General features: G+C 49.1%; 20 protein-coding genes. 9 read left to right on the forward strand and 11 right to left on the reverse strand.

Features of this window, described 5'->3' with window-relative positions:
- Positions 1–3: 3 nt before the first annotated feature.
- The gene (locus JWG88_RS05645) at positions 4–1,650 is read right to left on the reverse strand and encodes a hydantoinase/oxoprolinase family protein (RefSeq protein ID WP_205232734.1); all 1,647 of its coding nucleotides are present in this window, start codon (positions 1,648–1,650) and stop codon (positions 4–6) included.
- Positions 1,651–2,037: 387 nt separating this feature from the next.
- Between JWG88_RS05645 and JWG88_RS05650 the strand changes: the two genes are divergently transcribed.
- Positions 2,038–2,883 (forward strand): 3-hydroxyacyl-CoA dehydrogenase family protein, encoded by an 846-nt coding sequence (locus JWG88_RS05650; protein ID WP_205232735.1) that lies wholly within the window; start codon positions 2,038–2,040, stop codon positions 2,881–2,883.
- Positions 2,884–2,949: 66 nt separating this feature from the next.
- Here JWG88_RS05650 and JWG88_RS05655 read toward each other — a convergent pair whose 3' ends face one another.
- Positions 2,950–3,579 carry a DUF2062 domain-containing protein gene (locus tag JWG88_RS05655; RefSeq protein ID WP_205232736.1) on the reverse strand — a complete coding sequence of 210 codons (630 nt, stop codon included), beginning with the start codon at positions 3,577–3,579 and terminating at the stop codon, positions 2,950–2,952.
- Between the two features lie 722 nt (positions 3,580–4,301).
- On the reverse strand, positions 4,302–5,381 hold the full coding sequence (locus JWG88_RS05660; RefSeq protein ID WP_205232737.1) for a radical SAM/SPASM domain-containing protein: 1,080 nt from the start codon (positions 5,379–5,381) through the stop codon (positions 4,302–4,304).
- 447 nt (positions 5,382–5,828) lie between these two features.
- Between JWG88_RS05660 and JWG88_RS05665 the strand changes: the two genes are divergently transcribed.
- Entirely contained in the window at positions 5,829–6,479 is a 651-nt protein-coding gene (locus tag JWG88_RS05665; RefSeq protein WP_205232738.1) for a TetR/AcrR family transcriptional regulator, read from the forward strand.
- 23 nt (positions 6,480–6,502) lie between these two features.
- Here JWG88_RS05665 and JWG88_RS05670 read toward each other — a convergent pair whose 3' ends face one another.
- From JWG88_RS05670 to JWG88_RS05685, 4 genes are read right to left on the reverse strand one after another with little or no spacing between them, the layout of a single operon-like run.
- Complete coding sequence (locus JWG88_RS05670; protein ID WP_205232739.1) at positions 6,503–7,402, reverse strand: thiamine pyrophosphate-dependent enzyme; 900 nt, start codon at positions 7,400–7,402, stop codon at positions 6,503–6,505.
- A gap of 10 nt (positions 7,403–7,412) precedes the next feature.
- Positions 7,413–8,606: a pyruvate ferredoxin oxidoreductase gene (locus JWG88_RS05675; RefSeq protein ID WP_205232740.1), complete on the reverse strand. Its 1,194-nt coding sequence runs from the start codon at positions 8,604–8,606 to the stop codon at positions 7,413–7,415.
- A gap of 4 nt (positions 8,607–8,610) precedes the next feature.
- Complete coding sequence (locus tag JWG88_RS05680) at positions 8,611–8,916, reverse strand: 4Fe-4S binding protein (RefSeq protein ID WP_205232741.1); 306 nt, start codon at positions 8,914–8,916, stop codon at positions 8,611–8,613.
- Positions 8,917–9,468 (reverse strand): 2-oxoacid:acceptor oxidoreductase family protein, encoded by a 552-nt coding sequence (locus JWG88_RS05685; protein WP_353740661.1) that lies wholly within the window; start codon positions 9,466–9,468, stop codon positions 8,917–8,919.
- 419 nt (positions 9,469–9,887) lie between these two features.
- Between JWG88_RS05685 and JWG88_RS05690 the strand changes: the two genes are divergently transcribed.
- The 3 genes from JWG88_RS05690 (at position 9,888) to JWG88_RS05700 (ending at position 13,423) form a co-directional block, all read left to right on the forward strand.
- Complete coding sequence (locus JWG88_RS05690) at positions 9,888–10,952, forward strand: branched-chain amino acid aminotransferase (RefSeq protein ID WP_205232743.1); 1,065 nt, start codon at positions 9,888–9,890, stop codon at positions 10,950–10,952.
- A 239-nt stretch (positions 10,953–11,191) separates the two neighbouring features.
- The gene (locus JWG88_RS05695) at positions 11,192–11,761 is read left to right on the forward strand and encodes a cupin domain-containing protein (RefSeq protein WP_205232744.1); all 570 of its coding nucleotides are present in this window, start codon (positions 11,192–11,194) and stop codon (positions 11,759–11,761) included.
- Positions 11,762–11,770: 9 nt separating this feature from the next.
- Positions 11,771–13,423, forward strand: a complete 1,653-nt coding sequence (locus tag JWG88_RS05700; protein ID WP_205232745.1) for an AMP-binding protein — start codon at positions 11,771–11,773, stop codon at positions 13,421–13,423.
- 15 nt (positions 13,424–13,438) lie between these two features.
- On the opposite strand, the gene JWG88_RS05705 is transcribed toward JWG88_RS05700, so the two are convergent.
- From JWG88_RS05705 to JWG88_RS05720, 4 genes are all read right to left on the reverse strand, one after another.
- Positions 13,439–13,684, reverse strand: a complete 246-nt coding sequence (locus JWG88_RS05705) for a hypothetical protein (protein ID WP_205232746.1) — start codon at positions 13,682–13,684, stop codon at positions 13,439–13,441.
- Positions 13,685–14,165: 481 nt separating this feature from the next.
- Positions 14,166–14,471, reverse strand: a complete 306-nt coding sequence (locus JWG88_RS05710; protein ID WP_205232747.1) for a GYD domain-containing protein — start codon at positions 14,469–14,471, stop codon at positions 14,166–14,168.
- A gap of 229 nt (positions 14,472–14,700) precedes the next feature.
- Positions 14,701–14,880, reverse strand: a complete 180-nt coding sequence (locus JWG88_RS05715) for a hypothetical protein (RefSeq protein WP_205232748.1) — start codon at positions 14,878–14,880, stop codon at positions 14,701–14,703.
- Between the two features lie 68 nt (positions 14,881–14,948).
- On the reverse strand, positions 14,949–15,539 hold the full coding sequence (locus tag JWG88_RS05720) for a helix-turn-helix domain-containing protein (RefSeq protein WP_205232749.1): 591 nt from the start codon (positions 15,537–15,539) through the stop codon (positions 14,949–14,951).
- A gap of 311 nt (positions 15,540–15,850) precedes the next feature.
- Between JWG88_RS05720 and JWG88_RS05725 the strand changes: the two genes are divergently transcribed.
- The 4 genes from JWG88_RS05725 to JWG88_RS05740 all read left to right on the forward strand — a co-directional run bounded on the left by JWG88_RS05725 (position 15,851) and on the right by JWG88_RS05740 (position 20,866).
- Positions 15,851–16,393 carry a helix-turn-helix domain-containing protein gene (locus tag JWG88_RS05725; protein ID WP_205232750.1) on the forward strand — a complete coding sequence of 181 codons (543 nt, stop codon included), beginning with the start codon at positions 15,851–15,853 and terminating at the stop codon, positions 16,391–16,393.
- A gap of 161 nt (positions 16,394–16,554) precedes the next feature.
- The gene (locus JWG88_RS05730; protein WP_205232751.1) at positions 16,555–17,982 is read left to right on the forward strand and encodes a thiolase domain-containing protein; all 1,428 of its coding nucleotides are present in this window, start codon (positions 16,555–16,557) and stop codon (positions 17,980–17,982) included.
- A gap of 159 nt (positions 17,983–18,141) precedes the next feature.
- Positions 18,142–18,732, forward strand: coding sequence for a Zn-ribbon domain-containing OB-fold protein (locus tag JWG88_RS05735; RefSeq protein ID WP_205232752.1), 591 nt, complete (start codon positions 18,142–18,144; stop codon positions 18,730–18,732).
- 184 nt (positions 18,733–18,916) lie between these two features.
- Positions 18,917–20,866, forward strand: a complete 1,950-nt coding sequence (locus JWG88_RS05740) for an acetoacetate--CoA ligase (protein ID WP_205232753.1) — start codon at positions 18,917–18,919, stop codon at positions 20,864–20,866.
- Positions 20,867–20,914: the final 48 nt, after the last annotated feature.

Genomic DNA, 20,914 nt, shown 5'->3' on the forward strand with positions numbered 1-20,914 from the left:
GATTTACTCCTCCACCTTCACCAGACCGGGTCGTATCTGTGCTTTCAGCGAGATGATTTTTCCAGTTGTGGCAAATCCCTTGACCGTATTCATCTCGAGCCGTTCGATAAAGTCAATCTCGGGAATGGTTTCAGCGCCCATCTCCAGCGCCATTTTCCGGACCGCCTCAATGACAAGCAATTCAGCATCTTCCATATTGAACCGCTTGCCGATGCTTTCCATGCAGGATATTTCCGGAATGCTCAGTCTGCCCAGGGAGGTGTCGCAATACAGGCTCGCCTGCACGGTTAAGCGTGCCCTGGCCGCCCCTATGGCGTTGGCAACCTCGTAATCCGGAGGAACCACACATTCCATCCCGAAGGTATCCTGCAGAAAACTCTGCAATGCCAGGGCGGGGCCGCCTATGGATATCAGCCTCTCCGGGGTGATCTTTTCCCGCTCAAGAAAGGCGGAAACCGTATAGACCGGCCGACTGAAGATTTCTTCAATCATGTCCATCACCGCTCTATGCACTGTCCGGACAAAACAATGAAGCAGCTCGACCGCCGTCTCCTCCGGCGGCTTTTCAGGGCACAGCCGCTCCATCGCCGCTCGTGCTTCCGTCTGCGAGCCCGCTTTGATCCTGCCCAGCACTACCATGGCATCGGTGGGGGTCGGTGACATACCACCAAAGGCCATGGGCGGCCCCCTTCTTTCCGGACCAATCTGAAAACCATTACCCTGCCGGATCACACTGCTGTCTCCGCCGAGACCAATGCTTTTGGTGAGCTGGGCGCGTATCAGAGTGGGTCTGCCGCCCACCGTGGCACCATACGGTTCAAGCAGCGGCACTCCGTCGGCAAATATGCCAATATCGGTTGTCGTTCCACCAATGTCGAGAAGAATGGCATCACCAATATTATCCACCAGAGCCAGCGCCCCCATAATACTGGCCGAAGGTCCGGAATGAATGGACTGGCAGGGAAATTCACAGCCGACGTCAAAGGGAATGGTGCCCCCGTCCGCCTTAAGTATATAGCAGGGGCAGGTAAGGCCCAGCTTTGAAAAACCTTCCTCCATCGCCTCCTTAAACTGATAAAACTGCGACTTCAGGGCACTATTGACCCAGGTGGTATAGACCCGCCTGGGGAAATTCGGCATGCCCGATATACGATGCCCCATGCTGATGTGGGTAAAATCATCCTGCAGCTGATCTCTGACCCATAATTCATGCTCGTTGTTTCTGTGTGAAAATTTAGTGACTATGCCGATGGAGGAGATATTGTTTCTTTGTAATTCAGAGGCGGCGGCCTGAATTTCGGCTACACCCGGGCCACGAAGAATTTGTCCGCGATGGTCCACGGCCCCGGAGAAAAAATGGAGATGATCTCCGCACTTGAGGAAATCTGGGTTCATGCCGGGACCTGCCTGAACGAACATGCCGACCTCGTCGAGCTTTTCATTGATCAAGGCATTGGTACAGAGGGTGGTACTCAGATGGATTCTTTTCAGAGCCTCTCTATCCGGGGGCAGGAGGGATTCCAGCAGGGTAATTATGGAATCTCCGAGGTTGTCATGATCTACCCAGACTTTTTTCTTTGCGGCAATGGTGTTTTTCCACAAAAGGACGCCATCAGCATGGGTACCGCCTACATCAATCCCGATAATCATCGTGTCACCTTTCTCTTTTTCGAATCAATGGCCCATTCCTTTGAAAAAATTCTTCTCTTTCGATACTATTCAATATACCAAAAAAGACAAAGACATTTTCAGGTATCTTATATGCTCTGTTTTGATGGGATCAGAAAAATTCCACCCCCCCCTCAACCCCATGCCGATCTACCTGAGACAGTCCATACATAACAAATAATAGGAGATTTCTCTTTAACGATATGATATCATCCGGGCTGGAGTATGCTATAATTGCATAAGACCCAATCTTAACACTGTGGTTAAAGAGGATTTGGTGGAGATGAGCCGCCTCCCAAGAGGCATTTATATAAACCCCCGATTCGGGGTTGACAACTATCGGAAACTGCAGGAACAAAGGAATTCACAATGGTGCAGACTGGTATAATCATGATTGTCGGCGCAGGGCAAATGGGAAAGGGGCTGGCCCAACTCGCGGCACGCTCAGGGTACACTGTCCTTCTCAATGATCTACCCGGTATCCTGGAAAAAAGCTTCATGGAAATTGAAATGGAACTGGTCAGCCGGAAAGATCTCGATGCCGAAGGCAGGCAGCAGATACTGGAAAAAATCAAGCCGGCCGCCAGCCTCCAGGAAGCCGTCCATTCCGACTATATTATAGAAGCGGCCACGGAAAATGTGACCATAAAAAAACAGATATTTACCACTCTTTCAAATTATATAACCCAACATACCATTCTGGCAACAAATACGTCTTCACTTTCCATTACCGACATTGCCTCAGCTTCTGACTGTCCGGAAAAAGTAGTCGGTATGCATTTCATGAACCCGGTTTCCTCAATGATGGTGGTGGAGATAATACGCGGTTTGAAAACCAGTGATCATGCCTGCAAAGTCATCAAGGAACTGGCCGAGAACCTCGGTAAGGAAGCCATCGAGGTCAACGATTATCCCGGATTTGTCTCCAACAGATTGCTCATGCCGATGATCAACGAAGCCATCATCTGTGTCTTTGACGGTGTTGCCGATGTCGAATCGGTTGACAGGATTATGCAGCTTGGACTGCGGCATCCTCTTGGCCCCCTGCGTCTTGCCGACATGATCGGACTTGATGCCTGTCTCTCAATCATGGAAATCCTGCATCGTGAATTTGACCATCCCAAATACAGGCCATGCCCCCTGCTGCGCAATATGGTCAAGGCCGGCAAGCTCGGTAGAAAATCCGGTGAAGGATTTTATCTTTATGACAACTGACTCGTAGAAAGCTGAAACGCCGGAGATCGGCTCGACGTCATCGCAAATTTAAAGATTTTAAGGGAATCAAGCCTCTTCTTTCGGCTCTTGCTCTTGCTCTTGCTCTTGCTCTTGCTCTTGCTCTTGTGTTTTTAAGGCTCTTTTCTTTCTCTGTTCCCGCAGCATGGTTTTTCGATCCTGACGCAATACCAGAAACCAGAGAAAACGTACCAGAACTATATAGGAAACTATGCCCGCCAGAGTAGCGACCAGCATACACCCGGCAATGAGAGGGATCAGCATATTCTGGCTGGTCTCTGCAAATGATTTTATCCGGACCAGCAGCTCAAAGGCATTCAGTTTTGCCATCTCAGCGGCTATTTGAATGAAATGATAATATACCGTCCGTATGGAAGGGCCATCAAAAAAGAATTTTCCCACCCAGTAATTGAAGGTAAAGATCGGCGGAATTGTCAGTGGATTGGTGACCATTACCGAAAGAAGAGCGGCAGGTCTGCTCACTTTTAAAAGCGTGGCCAGGAATACGGCAATTACTAACTGCAATCCGATTGTCGGGGTAAGGGCGATAAAAATACCCAGGCTAAATCCACCGGCTATGGCATGCGGTGAACCGCGGAATCCTTTGATGAAGCGCAGCACCGGCCTAACCCGGAGCAGGAACCCCTTCAATGATTTTCGGCTCTTCTCAGTGGACATAGTACCCGGTAAGCGATGATATACATTGCCATTGCCCCAAAATGGTCAGCACCACCTGGTTGGAAGATACCCGGTCATTCATGTCAAAAAATGGAACACCCTGAAAGGGATGATTTTTAAAATGAAGCATAGTACTGTACCAATAAGTATTGCCAATATCGTAAAACGTTACCACGATGTCAGCTGACCAGACAAATAGTTCGATATACAAGGGCAGAGTTTTTTGCTGGTCTTCGGCCTATTCAGGTAGTATGTCGAAAACCTGCTAAAAACCAGCAACGCGAGAGATCGGGCTTTCTCGAAGTCGAAGTTTATGCGCGTACGGGTGTTTATCGCAATACCATCGTAGTGAGGGTGCATTTAAGGATTAGAGGTGCTCTGCAGTCCATGAGAACAACAGCTGCCTGCGTTAGCGGATACTCGATTTTGAGTATTAATTCAACACCTCTTTCATATCTGCTCCTGAAATTTTGCTGGACTCGTATAATACCCAATCTACGTTGTTGCAGAGCTGAAACGGCGATCGCCGTACCACATGTACTGCCAAATGGAGAAATGGAGGTTTCATATTCCAGCCTTGGTATATCGAGCTTTCTCGAAGTCGGAATTTATGCCCGTACGGGTGCTTATCACAGAGCCTATCTCATCAACTTTGATGACTTTTTACCAAATTATTTTAACGAATAAAAAGTAAAACAAAAACTCTTCTTTCAGCCTGTTTTCTACATTCCATACAATTTTGGACATATTCGGCACGGTCCGGGTGGAGGATTTGATGCCAGCATTGCAGAAACGCCATCTTGTACCAGCATCAGCTTTTCCATTCCATCAAAATCTGCGGAAACCGGCTGAACCAGTTCGTTGTATATGTCACACCGCTTTTGCAGCATTTCCCTGAAAGTCCGATATTCTGCCTTTTGCCAGACATCGACCAGACTTTCCCGGTTGATATTGCCAAAGACGGTCCTGGTCTCGGGATATTTATTACCACAATGATATCTGTGATATTCGCTCAGCAGCGGCGGACAAAGATTTACGCACGGAGAGATGGAACCGTCCGCACCGATAAAGAGGTTATGGGTTGGATTTTTGGCGCATACCGGTTGCTCGACTTCCAGCAGAGGTGGCAGAGACAACTCTATAGAATTCAACAGTGCGGTAAGATTCCCGAAAAACACTCTGATTCGATATTTTTTCCTGCCGAGATAAACTGCCATTCTCAACTGTTCTTCGCTGCATATATACACCATGTTGGTGCAGACAAGATAATCGACACCAAGTTCCGCGGACAGCCTGATCACGGCGTTTAAGTCCTGTATGCTTGCAGGGGTGAGAAGATAGTTGATGACTAAGGGCGGCTGTGATGCCTGACGCTCTCTGTTGAAGATGCGGATGCTCTGCAGGCACTTGTCAAAACTTCCTCTGCCCCTCAGGACATCATGCCTCTGCGGCGATGCACCGGCCAGGCTGAAGGCCATGGAATCAAGGCCTGCTGCAAGTAAATTTTGCGCCAGGTCAATGGACATTATGGAGCCGTTACTACTCAGACTCACCCGTACTCCCGCTTGTTTAAATCTATTAATCAGCTCAGGACAGTCGGAACGCAGCAGACTTTCTCCCCATCCCTGCAAGTGAACAGATGAGTAATCGGCACTCTGTTCAAGTATGCTGCTGATTGCACCTGCAGATAAATCCCGGCTCTGCCATTTTTCAAAAAAATGTGCTCGCACGCAGGTCCTGCAGGTCAAGTTGCACCTGCTGGTCAACTCTATCTGCATATCGCCGATATCCGCTTTCGCCATTGTATCTGCTCCGCTCTTCTTCCGACCCATTTTCGCCGTGCATTATGACCAGAACCCTTTTTTTCAATACTATCTCATGGTGATGCGTTTGTCAGGTCTTCACCTCCGGGATAATCACTTTTTCAACCAAAAAACATAGATCATTTTTTTTCAAGCTATTTATAAAAATAATTGCTACATTTACAGGATCATGCTGACGCTCTGAAACGTGACACTGATTGCGCAATATCTTTGGTCGGTATTTCTCCCTGAAACTATACCAGCCTTGGTAGGCGCAATTATCGATATAATCGAATCAGCTGCACTGCAAATTGCCAAACCCAGCGGAGCTGGGCTCTTTACGTACTCCTCGAGGAGCGTAAGCATCCCGCAACATTATAACGGAATGTATGGTTTAAAAATCACTGTCCATGAGAAATCAGGGCTATTCGACAGGAGATTTCCGGTATGAATATCAGAGACAGCCATGAATATGAAATATCCACCCAGATCAAGGACCAGGAACTTGTAAAGCAACGCCGCCGGCAGATAGTGGACTGTGCAGTCAAATTATTCATCAAACAGGGCTATCACAAGACTTCGACCCGTCAGCTTACCAAAGAAATCGGCATTTCGACAGGAACTCTCTACGAATATATTTCCACCAAAGTGGATGTTCTTTATCTGGTCTGCAGAGCCATTTATACCGATGTCGAAGCTAGTATGAAAAATGTTCACTTTACTTCAGAGGACGGCAGGAAGGTACTTAAGGAAATTGTCCGGGAATATTTTCTTGTCTGCGACCGTTTGAGCGATCATTATCTTCTGCTCTACCAGGTCACCCACTTTTTACCGACAAATTTTCAGCAGAGGATTTTGGCTGCGGAGCTGGAAATAACCAGGCTTTTTCTGGATGCGATAGAACGGCTTGAAAAAGAAGGAAAGCTCGATCTCGACACTGATACCATCAACTTTATCGGGCATACCATCTCAGTGCTGGGCCATACCTGGGCTTTCCGGCGGTGGTATTTTGCCAAGCATTATACAATTGAACAATATATTGAAAAGCAGACAGAATTCATTCTGGGATTCCTGTCTGCTGATACGGTAATAGCTTAGGTTTACTTTAATACTAATAAATCCTATTTCATTTTCTTCTGATACCCCGACCACTTGACATCAACCTGCCGCTGTAGGTCTATTAATAATTCTGCAGATAGAGTTTTAAACCGTCCCTGAGTATCAAAATACTCGGTCACCGGCCTTCTCTCTTTTCCCATGAGTCTTTTGGATGCGCCGGTAAGTCTGAATTCTCCGTTTTCTATTTCATAGAGATCGAAAAGACCGGTTTCCACGGCAAGTTTTCCTGTCTTTATGGTAAATCTGCTGTCAAATCCCCATCCAGGCGGGCACGGTGTATGCACATGGATATATTTAGGCCCGGAAATCGTCGTGGCCTTTTTCACCTTGTCATACAGGTCAAGCGGGTAGGCCGCGGATGCTGTGGCGACATAACCGATACCATGGGCTGCGATAATCGCAGGGACGTTTTTTTTGGCCTGCAGCTTGCCCTTAATCGGCGTTGTGGTGGTCAGTACCCCCTGAGGGGTAGTCCCTGAGCGCTGCACCCCGGTATTCATATAGGCTTCGTTATCGTAACATATGTAGATTATCTCTTCGCCCCTCTCGCAGGCCCCGGAAAGCGCCTGGATACCGATATCACCGGTGCCGCCGTCACCGGCCCAGGCGACAACATTGACGTTATCCTTTTTCAGTGCCTTCATGGCGCCGCGCACACCGGTAGCCGCAGCTCCGGTTGAGGCGAAGGTAACATTGACACAAGGCAGTTTTGCCGAAGCTACGGGATACAGTCCTTGAAGAACGGTAAGGCAGCTGGGCGGCACCACCAGAATGGTATTTTTACCAAGGGCCTTAAGCCCTATCCTGTAGACGATCGAAAGCCCGCAACCCGAGCAGGCTCGGTTACCGGGATGGACAAATTCTTCTTCCGTCAGGTTGAGTATAGTTGTTTTCTCTGCCATTTCATTCTTCCTATAGTTTTAAACCGATCCAGCGTGGAGTATCTTCAATTGCTTCAGGAGACAGACATGATTCCCTTAAGGCATCAAGCAGCTGTTGTGTCTGAATTTCTCTTCCACCCAGACCGACAATATAATTATGGATAGGCGGCTTGTCCTGGCTGCGGTAGAGTGCCGACTTGATATCACCATACAAAGGGCCCTGATTACCGTAACTTAAGGCCTTCTCAAAAACAATGACACATTTTTTACCCGCCAGCGCCCGGGCAATGACGGCATCCGGGAAGGGCCTGTACAGCTGCACACCCATAACCCCGATCTTTACGCCTTCCTCCCTCATGGCATCGACAACGTCCCGGAGCTGATAGGACAGCGAGCCGATACAGACAGCAGCAAATTCGGCATCATCACATCGATACTCCTCTATAAACGGATTTCCACCCCGGCCGAACTCCTTTTCAAACTCACTGTCGATCTCAGCGTAGGTATCGAGGGCCGCGCGCAGATCTTCGTGTAAATTATGACGTATCTCTATATAACCCGGTTCAACAGTACCATCCACTCCCGGGCGGACATCGGGAAGGGTGACGGTATTGAAGTTGCCGGGATCTTCAGGGTCGAGGAAATGCTTGGGAGCAAAAGGAGGGAGAAAGTTATCGACCATGCTCTGCTCCGGCTGTTCAAAGGGCATATAGGTATGCGACAGGAGATAACCGTCATAGCACACCATTACAGGAATACTGACGGTCTGGGCCAGGCGAAAGGCCTTGATGACGGAATCAATTATCTGTTGATGGTCGTTGGCGTAAATCTGGATCCAGCCGACATCTCTCTGCGACATGCTGTCCTGATGATCGTTCCACACGGTCCAGGGAGCACCGATGCCGCGGTTGGCGACACACATGACTATGGGAAGGCGCGCTCCGACAGCCCAGTGCAGCTGCTCGTTCATATAAAGAAGACCGTTGGCGCTGGTGGCGGTAAACGCCCGTGTTCCTGCGGTTGAGGCGGCAATGCAGACTGCCATGGCACTGTGTTCGCTCTCGACGGGTATATACTGGGCATCGAGCTCTTCCGATTCCACAAATTCCGATAATTTTTCAGTCAATGGTGTCTGCGGAGTGATTGGATATGCGGCAATAACCTGGGCCCGTGATAACTTTACACCCGTTGCTGCAGCGACGTTACCCGATTCAATAATATGCATGGTACTATTTCTCCTCCACAATTAATCGTGACTCATCAACCATCTCGATGGCATCAGCCGGACACTCTTCAGCACAGATGCCACATCCCTTGCAGTATGTCAGATCAATGGTCGGGGGAATTGTCTTGGAGACTACACAATCCGGACAATACAGCCAGCAGTTGAAGCAGGCCTTCTTTCCAGTTTTCACCGGGATACATTTTTCATTGTTTATTATAGGACGGAGCACCCGCCATGAGCCGGTGTTACCGCCGTCTCCAGGGCCGGGTTTGCTCCGTGATATCATTTTGCAATAATCTCTGGTTGCCATTCACACGCCTCCAACAGAAGTATTTTCATATGCAATTCTGGCTGCATCTGCATTTAATTCCGGCTTTTTCCCAACAAATTCATTTTTGATTGCCTGCACCAGAATATCAATATCCACCAGTCCACTGGCCTTTGAAAACGCACCGATAATTCCGGTGTTGACAACACCCGGCGGCAGCCCCGCTCGAACAGCGTGAGTCGTGACATCGGAAACAGCTACTCCGGCACCTTCGAAAGTATACTCTGAAGCCGGTTTGGGGCTATTGAGGATAACCAGGCCGTTTTCCTTGAGGCCGGCAACAACATTTACTTCCTCAAGCAGGGTATGATCAAGAACGATCACCATATCAGGGGTAGTGATAGGGGAAAGATCGTAGATTTTTTCTTTAGAAATCTTCAGGGAAGTGAACACCGGTGCTCCCCGTCGTTCGGTTCCAAAGGTGGGAGCCATGACTACTCCTCTATACCCTGAAACAAAGGCGGCATTGGCAACGATTTTGGCAGCGGTAATCGCTCCCTGGCCGCCGCGGCCATGCCATCGTATTTCAATTATGTCTTTTCTCATTTTTCACCGATAATTAATTTTCGTGAAATTTCAAATAATCTCTGCTTTTTGGCAAGCTTTAGTCAATAGCTGTTTAGCATAAACAAACATCTGTTTGCTTTAACAAACACTCATACTGTTGATTTTACAGTAATATCCTTGATTTTTTACTACCAACATGGCTTACTGTCAAAAAAAATAGTTCTCCCTGGCCGCCACTATCCCGATTCAGGAGAGATAAAATGGTAATATCAATGTTATAAGCCCGAAGCAGATTCTTTTCGCACTACTATGCCAGATCTTTACAGGCAGGCATAAGATGACTGCCATTGCTGGTGTAGAGTAGTCAGAATACTGTGTTTGGCTTTTAAAAGGCATAAAAAATATTAAAAATACCTACTCAGAGTTGCTAAATAGACGAGGTCACGATGGAAATACAATTCAAAAAAGCAGACATACTCAAAGATCATCCGCAGGATTCCGACCTGGGATTCGGTACCGTTTTCACCGACTACATGTTTAACATGGATTACACCCCCGAAAAGGGCTGGCATAATCCCCGCATTGAACCCTATGGTCCCATGCAGATGGATCCTTCCACCATGGTGCTCCATTACGGTCAAGCCATCTTCGAAGGATTAAAGGCCTACAGAACGGAATCCGGGGATATCCGGCTCTTCCGGCCGAAAGACAATTTTCACCGTTTCAACCTCTCCGCCAACAGACTCTGTATGCCCGCACTGGACGAAGATTTTATCCTCGAGGCCCTGCTCGAGCTTTTGAAAATTGAGAAAGACTGGGTCCCCGGTGCCCCCGGTACATCACTGTATATCCGCCCGGCCATAATTGCCACGGACCCCTATATCGGTCTGCGCTCCTCGCACACCTACCGTTTTTTCATGATTCTCTCACCGGTTGGTGCATATTACCCCGAAGGATTCGACCCTGTGAAAATCTGGGTGACAACCGATTATGTCCGTGCCGTACGCGGCGGAGTCGGCCAGGCAAAAACGGCAGGGAATTATGCTGCCAGCCTCTATGCCACGGATCTGGCCAACAAAGACGGTTACACCCAGGTGATGTGGCTCGACGGTGTTGAACTCAAATATGTCGAGGAAGTCGGCTCGATGAACATCTTTTTCATGATCGGCGACGAACTCATTTCTCCGGCGCTGAATGGCAGTATCCTGGCCGGGGTTACACGGGATTCCGTGATCAGGCTCGCCCGGTCATGGGGGATAAATGTAGTGGAAAGAAGAATCAGCATCGATGAGATTTATGCCGCTCATGACCGTGGTGAACTTAAAGAGGTTTTCGGTTCCGGTACCGCCGCCGTCATCTCACCTGTCGGCAACATCAAGTACAACGGCAGAGAAATCCTTATTGGCGCCGGACAGGTTGGACCTCTGGCGGCAAAGCTTTTTCAAGAACTGATGGACATCCAATACTGCAAGGCCGATGACCCCTTCGGTTGGACCATGCCGGTGAAATAGACTAGTAACTATTCAGGCATCCCATCTGCACGCGATCAGCCCGAAATCCATAGACATACTATAGTTTTCCAGGCTGCTCGCGCACACATATGGAGCACCCGGAGTCCGTGCTAAGAAAGCAAACCGCCTCCGATGAACCTCATCGGAATTGCCTCCGGAAAAATTGGAATCCGGCAGGGTAGGCATAAGCCGGCTTCCGGAAAGTCCGGTTTAAATATATTTTCATAGTTGGAGAGATCATGAGTACAGGAAAGATCAGTCAGCGCATTCAGTATTTTATGGAAAAAAGAGAGATAGACACCTGCAAACTTGCCGAAGCAACAGGCCTGGATACGAAATTTATCGAGACCATGCTCTCCGCAAATATCTATCCGCCGCTGGGTCCTCTAATCAAAATTGCACGTACCCTTGGGGTACGCCTGGGAACCTTTCTCGACGACCAGCAAACCACCGACCCGTATATCGTGCGGGAGGCCGACAGGACAGCCAACTTCAGCGTGCTTGCCGAGAAAAACAAGCCGGCTTCGTTAAATTTTTTCTCTTTAGGGATGGGGAAAACAGATCGTCACATGGAACCCTTTTTTATTGAAATTCTCCCGGAATCGGCTACCCGGAAAACTCTTTCCTCCCATGAGGGCGAGGAATGGATAGCGGTGGTTCAGGGAAGCATAGAGGTCATTTACGGCAAGGAGACCTATATCCTCGAAGAAGGCGACAGCGTCTACTATAATTCCATAGTGCCTCATTACGTCAGCTGCAAGGGTGCTGTGAAAGCGCAGATCCACGCAGTGGTCTACATACCGGAGTGAGGGAGAGTTATGGAGAATATCAGCCCGCTGCAAGAACTTACCCTTGGCCAAATCCTTGATCAGACCGTTGAGAAATTTCCGGATAATGACGCCATCGTTTACGTCGACAGAGATTTCCGCCTGACTTACCGGCAATTTTCGCAAGCTGTCGATGAAATGGCCAAAGGCCTCATGGCCCTTGGCATCCAAAAAGGGGAGAAGGTGGCGGTATGGGCGACTAATATTCCCAATTGGGTGATCTTGCAGTTTGCTACCGCGAAAATGGGGGCAATCCTTCTCACCGTCAATACAAACTACAAGAGTGCGGAACTGGAATATCTGCTCACCCAGTCGGAAAGCGAAAATCTCTTCTTAATTGACGGCTATCTGGATACTGATTACATCAACACAATCTATGAACTTGTACCGGAGCTCAGGACTGTGGAACGTGGGCGACTTACAAGCCCGAAATTCCCTCACCTTAAGCGGGTGGGATTTCTCGGTCAGGAAAAACACAGAGGCATGTATTCCATGCCGGAAATCTCTTCTTTGAGCGTAATGGTAACGGACGAAGAATATCTTGCCCGACAGCAGTCATTGTCGCCTTACGATGTCGTCAACATGCAGTATACCTCCGGAACTACAGGGTTCCCCAAAGGGGTAATGCTCAGCCACTACAACATCGGCAACAACGGCTTTTTTATCGGCCAGAACCAGAGACTCAGCGAAAAGGACAGGATGTGCCTGCCCGTTCCCCTGTTCCACTGCTTCGGCTGCGTTCTCGGGGTGATGGCGGCAGTGAATCACGGCACTACCATGGTTATTCTGGAAAAATTCGATCCGCTGCTGATCATGGCTTCCGTGGAGCAGGAGAAATGCACCGCACTCTATGGGGTTCCCACCATGTTTATCGCCCTTCTGGACCACCCCATGTTCTCAAAATTTGACTACTCCTCACTCAGAACCGGCATCATGGCGGGCTCCAACTGTCCGGTGCATGTCATGGAACAGGTGATCGAGCAGATGAACATGAGCGACATCACTATCTGCTATGGGTTGACTGAAGCTTCTCCCGTTATTGCCTACACCCGGATTGGAGACGAATTCAGGCTCAGGGTGGAAACCGTGGGCCGGGCTCTACCTCACATGGAAGTGAAGATCGTCGATCCCAAAACCCATGAAACCCTGCCCAACGGCACTCAGGGGGAAGTGTGCTGCCGTGGATACAATATAATGAAGGGGTACTACAACAACCCGGAGGCCACGGCCGAAACCATCACCGCAGACGGCTGGCTCCATACCGGAGATCTGGGCGTTATGGATGAAGCAGGCAACCTCTCGATTACCGGAAGGTATAAAGATATGATTATTCGCGGCGGCGAAAATATCTATCCGCGGGAGGTTGAGGAATTTCTCTACCGCATGGACGCTATCAAAGATATTCAGATCGCAGCGGTACCCAGCAAGAAATATGGCGAGGAAGTTGGAGCGTTTATTATCCGCAGAGACAATGCCGACATCGATGAGAGCGATGTCATCGACTACTGCAGAGGCAAAATTTCACGACACAAGATTCCGAAATATGTGCACTTTCTTGACGATTATCCTATGACGGCCAGCGGTAAGATACAGAAATACAAACTCACCGAAATGTCGGAAACTCTGTGGCCGGACCGGATCTGAACAGAACGGCTCTCTTTAGTACCTTACAGATTGTTTTCTTGTTTTTTTTTTTGCAAGAAAATAATCTGTCAAAAGGTTCCAATACCCCTCAAGGGTGTACTGTAAAGAGTCCAGCTCAGCTGGGTTAGTTAAACCGTGCCCATTCTCTGAAATATTCAGGGTGAACCCGGTTCCGTAAACCAGGGATGAAAGGGTGCTTTTTCTTTGAGATATTTTTCCTTTTTCTCCTTGCCCATCTCTTTCATTTTCTGATCGCAGCATTTCAACTCCTTGCCATGACCAGGCTCCATCAAATAGATTATTTTTTGACAATTGCCGCATTCATACATCGGTAATTCCATTTGCCTTTACCTCCTTTTGACTTGAGACTGTATCGTCTTTCAAAAACTGCCAATGTGCCAGAATTCCTGGAAAGCTCCTCTTTCCTCTGCTAGTCTGGCTTATCTGGAAAGTTTTTTCTGTAGAGGTGCTAAAAAGCGTACCACAAACCTTTAAGCAAAAGAACAAACACTACCATTAACAGAAATAGCAAATATCATGCCATAGTAGAATAATGGACGGAGAGACGCCAGCGGGAGTCCGAATACCCTGTTGATCCGACAACTTGATCAAGCCGAAGATGGTACCGGCCGGAACTCACAGTCCTACGGGGCCGGACAGAGTCTTATGCCGCCGGACGGCAGGCGCTCGAAGTATAACGGAATGAAATACGATAGAGTTTCCGCAATCTCCGCAGGACTTCCTAACCCTGCGCCAAATTACGCACCGATTCCTTATAGTCGCTCCATTCCGTGGCGGACCATATCTCGGTCTGCGCATGCCCGAATGTCCGAATGATGGTGGATACCTTAAATGCCGTCTCGACATCGGGAGCCTTAAAAATATCGACATAATCGTATGGCCCCATGACTGCATAATTGTTCACCCACTTAACCTCGGGGCAATTTTCTCGAATTTTTGTCTTGATGGATTTTTCGGCTTCCTCGAGCGTTGCCGGTGATTTCAAAGCCGTTGGTGTTAAACGCGTCAACATGATGAATAAAGGCATAACCGAACCTCCTCTGCTGGAATACGGACAGACGTCAGGGACTGTTGAAAAATGAATGCAATTTATGTGACAGAATTTCCTGCAGGTGAGAATTGGTTAACTAGATATCCAGGCCGGTGAGTATACCGGATCAAAGGACAAGAGAAGATCTCTCACGGAGAATGGAGATAACGACTACGGAAGAAATCGGCAGGTTTATGAAATTTTGCTGAGAGATATTATGACGCCATTAATTTTGATTGTCGGTTTTCTTCGGCTCCTGACTTTTCCTGCTCGAAAACTTTTTCCAGCCGAAATGAGTCGCCGCCATACCGGCGACAAAACAGAGCAGTGCCGGCCCGGGATGGCTGTTATTCATCAGCCAGATACTGCCGAGAACCAGATGCAGGCCAATTATTAAAAGTAACATTCGGCTCCTTTATGGTGTCAAAATTCACGTCATCCGATATTTGGGAAAGGCTGCCCACGCTTTTCAACTTACAGGATTATCATCTCCTCTTTGGCGTAAATCACGGCAAGGATGGTGGCCGGCTCATCTCCATGTGCGGAAATTTTGTGCGGCACATTTGAATCGTAATACATTGAATCACCCGGATTGAGCACATCTTTATGATCAAGAATGCTGACTTCAACCTTTCCCTGCAGCACAAAAATAAATTCTTCACCGATATGCTGATTCGGTTCGACCTTTCGGGGATCTGCAGGATTCAAGGTTACAAGGAAAGGCTCCATCTGTCGATTTCTTTTTTGTTGACCGAGCCCCTGATAACTATAGCCGTTTGATTCACCGGAGGTGGAACCGAATCTGGTAACCGTGGCCCTGTCACCGCTCCGGGTAATGCAAAAGGGCGAGTCGCCACTGTCTCCGAAAAAATCCCCCACCGGCACCTCAAAAACCTTTGCCAGATTTATAATATTGCCTAAAGGCGGAGAAATTTTATCGCTTTCCATTTCCCTCAGCAATGTTTCGGAAATTCCGGACTGACGGGAAAGCTCCTCTAACGACAGCCTTTGGGCCTTTCGCAAGCTTTTGATTTTTTCAGCAACGCTGTTTGTATTTTCAGGCATCGTTTAACTCCTTTTCAACCATCCTGCTCCATTTGAGAAAGCCGTCTGCAGTATATCCAGCTTAGCTGGGTCAACCTGTTTCAGTCTCTTCAATAAATCGTGTAAAATCCAATTTTACCACTGAATACGCCGAACACACAGATGTTTTTTAGATCTACAGCGACGTGATCGAGCTTTTTACGGGTCCATCAATAATAGTTATTGACAGAATATGAATATTTTATATAGGTTAATATTAACTAATATAAAATGTTAACTATTGTCAATCATAAATCCAAATACGCTTTCCATTTTGTTTTGCACGGTGCTTCATGAATATAGGAACTTTGATCAGAAAACGCCGCAAGGAAAAAAAATTGACCCTCAAAATAGTGGCGGAACAGGCCTCGATTTCGGAAGGTTTTCTCAGTCAGGTGGAAAATGACGTCAATTCACCTTCTGTGGATACCCTTATCCGCATTTGCAATGCCCTCGATGTCGATGCGGGAAACCTTCTCACCCAGGTAAGCAATAAGGAAAAGATAATACTGATCAGGAAGGCGGACTGGGATGATATCGATCTTTCCCATACCGGCTTTGTGACCCGGCGCTTTTTCTCTCCGGATGATCGAACCGTCATAGACTCTTCCGTCCTGGTGATCGAGCCGGGCAAATCAATTCCGGTTCGCAAAAATATTAAAAACGGCCAGGAAGTTCTCTGCATTCTGAAAGGATCCGTGGAGCTTACGCTGAGTGATACAACCTACCAGATGGTCGAAGGTGATTCGGTTCATTTCTGGTCGAACCCGGAACATCAGAAAATAACCAACAACAGTGTCCACAAAAGTTTTGTGCTCTGGGTAGGAACCCTTTAACGCAGAATCAACCGGCCCCGTAAGAGAGAGGTCTGCAAACCTGCCACGCGGGAGATCTGATTTTCTCGAAATCGGAGTTTATGCCCGTACGGTGCTTATCGCGACGCCATCAGGAAAGAGAGTTGTCAAGATAGTCAACTTAACGCAAGGAGACCAATGGTATGATAACATTCAGCAAGCAACAGTTGAAAATTCCCAAGCTGCAGAGACCTGTATACATGGTGACGGCAGGACAGTCAAAGTTCGACCGGGCCTTTCCCGATAAACGCACCGAAGAGTTGTGTATCGACGCCTTTACCATGGCGGCGGCAATGCTGGACATCTCACCGGCTGAGCTGAAACAGTATATCCACAGCTGTTACTACGGTCACTTTGCCGACCATTTCGGCGACCAACTCCTGGGAGAATCTGTAATTCATGATCGATTGGGCCTGGATCCGCTCGGTAATGTCGGGGTAAAAACCGGCGGAGCCACGGGAGGCTCGACTCTCTGGGAGGGCATGAAAGCGGTGGCCTCCGGCTATTCGGACTGCGTTCTGGTCATGGGCTGGGAAAGAATGGACGAGGTCCCCACCGATGAAGGCAACTTTCTGATTTCCTGCGCCGCCGACAAAGACTGGGAGTCCCCATTAGGCCATATCTATACCGGATATTATGCGGTTATGGCCCAGCGCTACTGGCAGATTTTCGGAAAATCGGAAGAATCATTCAGAAGAACGCTGGCGGAGATCTCCGTGAAACACCACGGCTATGCGAGATTCAACCCCTTTGCCCAGGCGCCGATGAAAATAACCGTTGACGATGTCCTGAATTCGCCGGTTGTCGCCTACCCGCTGCGGGCCCTGGACTGCTGTTTGATGAGCGTTGGCGCGGCCTGCACTATTCTCTGCGATGAAGATACCGCGGACAAGCTTACCCAAAATACCAGGAATAAGCCGCTGCGTGTTTATGTTTCCGCAGGCTCGCATACCCTCCGCCCTGCCGACAGACTGGATATGGCCATCCCCCTGCTCCCCAACGAGACCGCGGATCAGTACAAAGATCTGGGCGAACGCTTTCCCGGTGGAGACAGATACCCCGGTTTTACCGGATTCCTGGCGGCAAGAATGGCTGCTTACTATGCTTACGGCATGGCCGGCATCACCGATCCGAGCGAAGATCTAGATCTGGTTGAGCTCCACGACGCCTTTACCATCAGCGATGTGCAGACCTATGAGGATGTAGGCATTCGCCCCTATGGCTACGGGCGTGATTATGTGGAATCGGGTGATTGCTACCACACCAATCCGCACACCGGAGAACCGGGAAAACTTCCCTCCAACCTCTCCGGCGGCCTGATCGGCTGTATGCACTCAGTGGGAGCCACCGGCATCATGCAGGCCTTCGAAGTGGCCACACATATCTGGAACAGGTGGGAAGAATACCACGGCGATGAAAATCTCTGGAACAAATTCAACCGGGAGAAGCCGGCGGACTGGACCAACCTCCAGGTCCAGGGTGCCAAAAGAGGAATGGCTATCAGCCATGCAGGTGTCGGTTCACACGTCACCTCCACCATTTTGATGGATCCCGATCATCTGATAAAATAAATACGATGAACCTTCAAAAGAAAATTTTTCACCAGGATACTAACCCAGCTGAACTGGACTTTTTACAGTATCCCCTTGAGGGGTATAAGAATCTTTCGACAGATTTATTCTTGCAAAAAAAAAAAGAAACAATCTGTAAGATACTAAAGGAGACGTGCTATGAGTATGTTCGGACAGGTTTACGTCAAAAACAATAAATATAAGCCCAAGGGCGATTTCCATCACCTCACCCCCAACACCCCTATCCGCAATGCCGATGACGACTGGAAGCTCCTCGGCATCACCAACCCACGAGACATGACCTACATGCATTCCTATGGCGGAGAGGCCATATTTTTCGAATCGCTCAGCCAGGGAAAACTGATGGCTACCCGCTGCGACAGCGCCGGCTGTGGACAGAAAGGCACCATTTACATGCCGTTTCGCATCCACTGCCCGGATTGCCTAAGTAAAAATACAGTCATCGATCTCACCGATACGGCAAAGAAAACCGCTAAAATCCATACCTTCATGGTCTGTGAACGCTCAGGCGCCTTCAACATGCTCGACAAGCCCATCAAGTTCATCAACATAGAATTTGACGGAGTGGCCACCATCCTGATGAGCTATCTCAGCTGCGGCGATCCCGAATTAGGCTTGAAAGTGGTCCCGATATTCAAGACGTCCGATCCGACATTCACCATCCTCGATCTTTCCTGGGTGGTAGAAGGGACCGGGGAAGAGGATCTTCCCCAGGGATTTAGTTTTTAAAAATTGTCACTACCCCCCTTTTTTCAATCATACTCTCCCGCTTTTCCTCTCGAGCGGGAGGTCGATACCGGAGCTGATTTCCAGAAGGAGAGAATCACCCTTAGACTTCATTTGAGACAACAGATAGGCTGGTCTGCTCTATTCCATTTTCTTTTGCGGCCAGAGCACACAAAAGAGGTATACCATGTCGAAACCATTATGGACTCCATCGGAACAACGCATTAAAGCTTCCAATATGTACAGGTTCATGGAGCGTGTCAACCGTCAGTATGGAATGGATTTTTCCGATTACGATGTTCTCTATCAGTGGTCCATAGAAAACCTGGAGGACTTTTGGGCGGAGTTGTGGGATTTTGTCGGCATCAAGGCCTCGCGAAGTTACGACCGGGTGATCGACGATCCGCAAAAAATGACGGGCGCACAATGGTTTTCAGGAAGCAGGCTCAATTTTGCCGAAAACCTGCTGCGCTTCAGGGATGAAGAGACGGCATTGATATTTCGGGGAGAGAACCGTGTCCGTCGATCCCTTACCTACCGCGAACTCTATGCGGCTGTGGCCGGGACTGCTGCTTCTCTCAAGGATATGGGCATTATCCCCGGGGACCGGGTGGTGGGCTTCATGCCCAATATGCCGGAATCGATTATCGCCATGCTTGCCGCCACCAGCCTTGGAGCGGTCTGGTCTTCCTGCTCTCCCGATTTCGGTGTCAAAGGTGTGCTCGACCGATTCGGCCAGACCAGCCCCAGAGTGCTCTTTACCGCCGATGGCTATTTTTTTAAGGGCAGGACAATTGACAGCCTGGCAAAGATCGCCGGCATTGCCGAGCAGATACCCTCACTGGAAAGAATAGTGGTGGTGCCCTATATTTCCAAGGAGCCCGATATCGAGAATCTGCCCAAGGCCGTGCATTTCACGGATTTCTGCGACCATGAAACGGAGCAGATCGACTTCGTCCAGCTGCCTTTCGACCATCCCCTCTACATCATGTATTCCTCGGGTACCACCGGCCCGCCCAAATGCATGGTACAGAGCAGCGGCGGTGTGCTCATCCACCAGTTGAAGGAATTGGTCCTGCATACCGATCTTAAACGGGAGGATACCATCTTCTACTACACGACCTGCGGCTGGATGATGTGGAACTGGTTGACCACCTCGCTTGCTGTCGGGGCAACGCTGGTTCTCTTCGACGGTAATCCCTTTCATCCGGAACCCGATGCCCTCTGGCGCATGGCTCAGGATGAGCAGATCACCATTTTCGGCACCAGTGCCGGTTATATAGCAGCCCTGAAAAACGCCGGCGTCAAGCCGGGCAGACAATTTGATCTGAGCCCACTCAAGGCCCTGCTCTCCACCGGCTCCCCCCTCTCCAAAGAGGATTTTCACTTCATCTACAGGGAAATAAAAGAGGATCTGCAGCTGGCCTCCATCTCCGGTGGCTCCGACCTTAACGGCTGTTTCGCTCTGGGCAATCCCATGGGCCCGGTCTATGAAGGCGAACTCCAGTGCCGTGGGCTGGGCATGAAGGTCTTTGCCTATGACGAGAGCGGCAACCCCGTGGTCGGCAAACAGGGGGAGCTGGTATGCACGGCCCCCTTCCCTTCGATGCCCATCTATTTCTGGGATGATGAAGACGGCAGTAAATACCGCTCCGCCTACTTTGAAGGCTTTCCCAACGCCTGGACCCATGGCGACTTCATCGAGGTGACGCCACGAGGCGGCCTGATCATGTACGGCAGATCCGATGCCACCCTCAACCCCGGCGGGGTAAGGATAGGTACGGCGGAGATTTACCGAATCATCGAACAGATTGAAGATATCGAGGACAGCGTCGTCGTCGGACAGAAATGGCAGAACGATGTCAGAGTTCTTCTCTTTGTCAAAATGAAAAACGGTTATGAGCTCTCCGATGACTTAATCAAGACCATCAGGGACTTGATCCGCTCCTTAGCCTCACCACGCCATGTTCCAGCAAAAATCATAGCAGCGCCTGATATCCCCTACACCCTTAATATGAAAAAAGTGGAGCTTGCCGTACAGAAAATGATCCACGGACGTGAAGTAAAAAACAAAGACGCCCTGAAAAATCCAGAAGCCCTCGATTTTTTCGGCAAAGTCAAGGAGCTGGAGTCATAAAAGCCACCACGGCAATGGATCGTTGTACTTGATTCAAATGGTGGCAAT

This window comes from Desulfopila inferna (genome assembly GCF_016919005.1).
Lineage (GTDB): Bacteria > Desulfobacterota > Desulfobulbia > Desulfobulbales > Desulfocapsaceae > Desulfopila_A > Desulfopila_A inferna.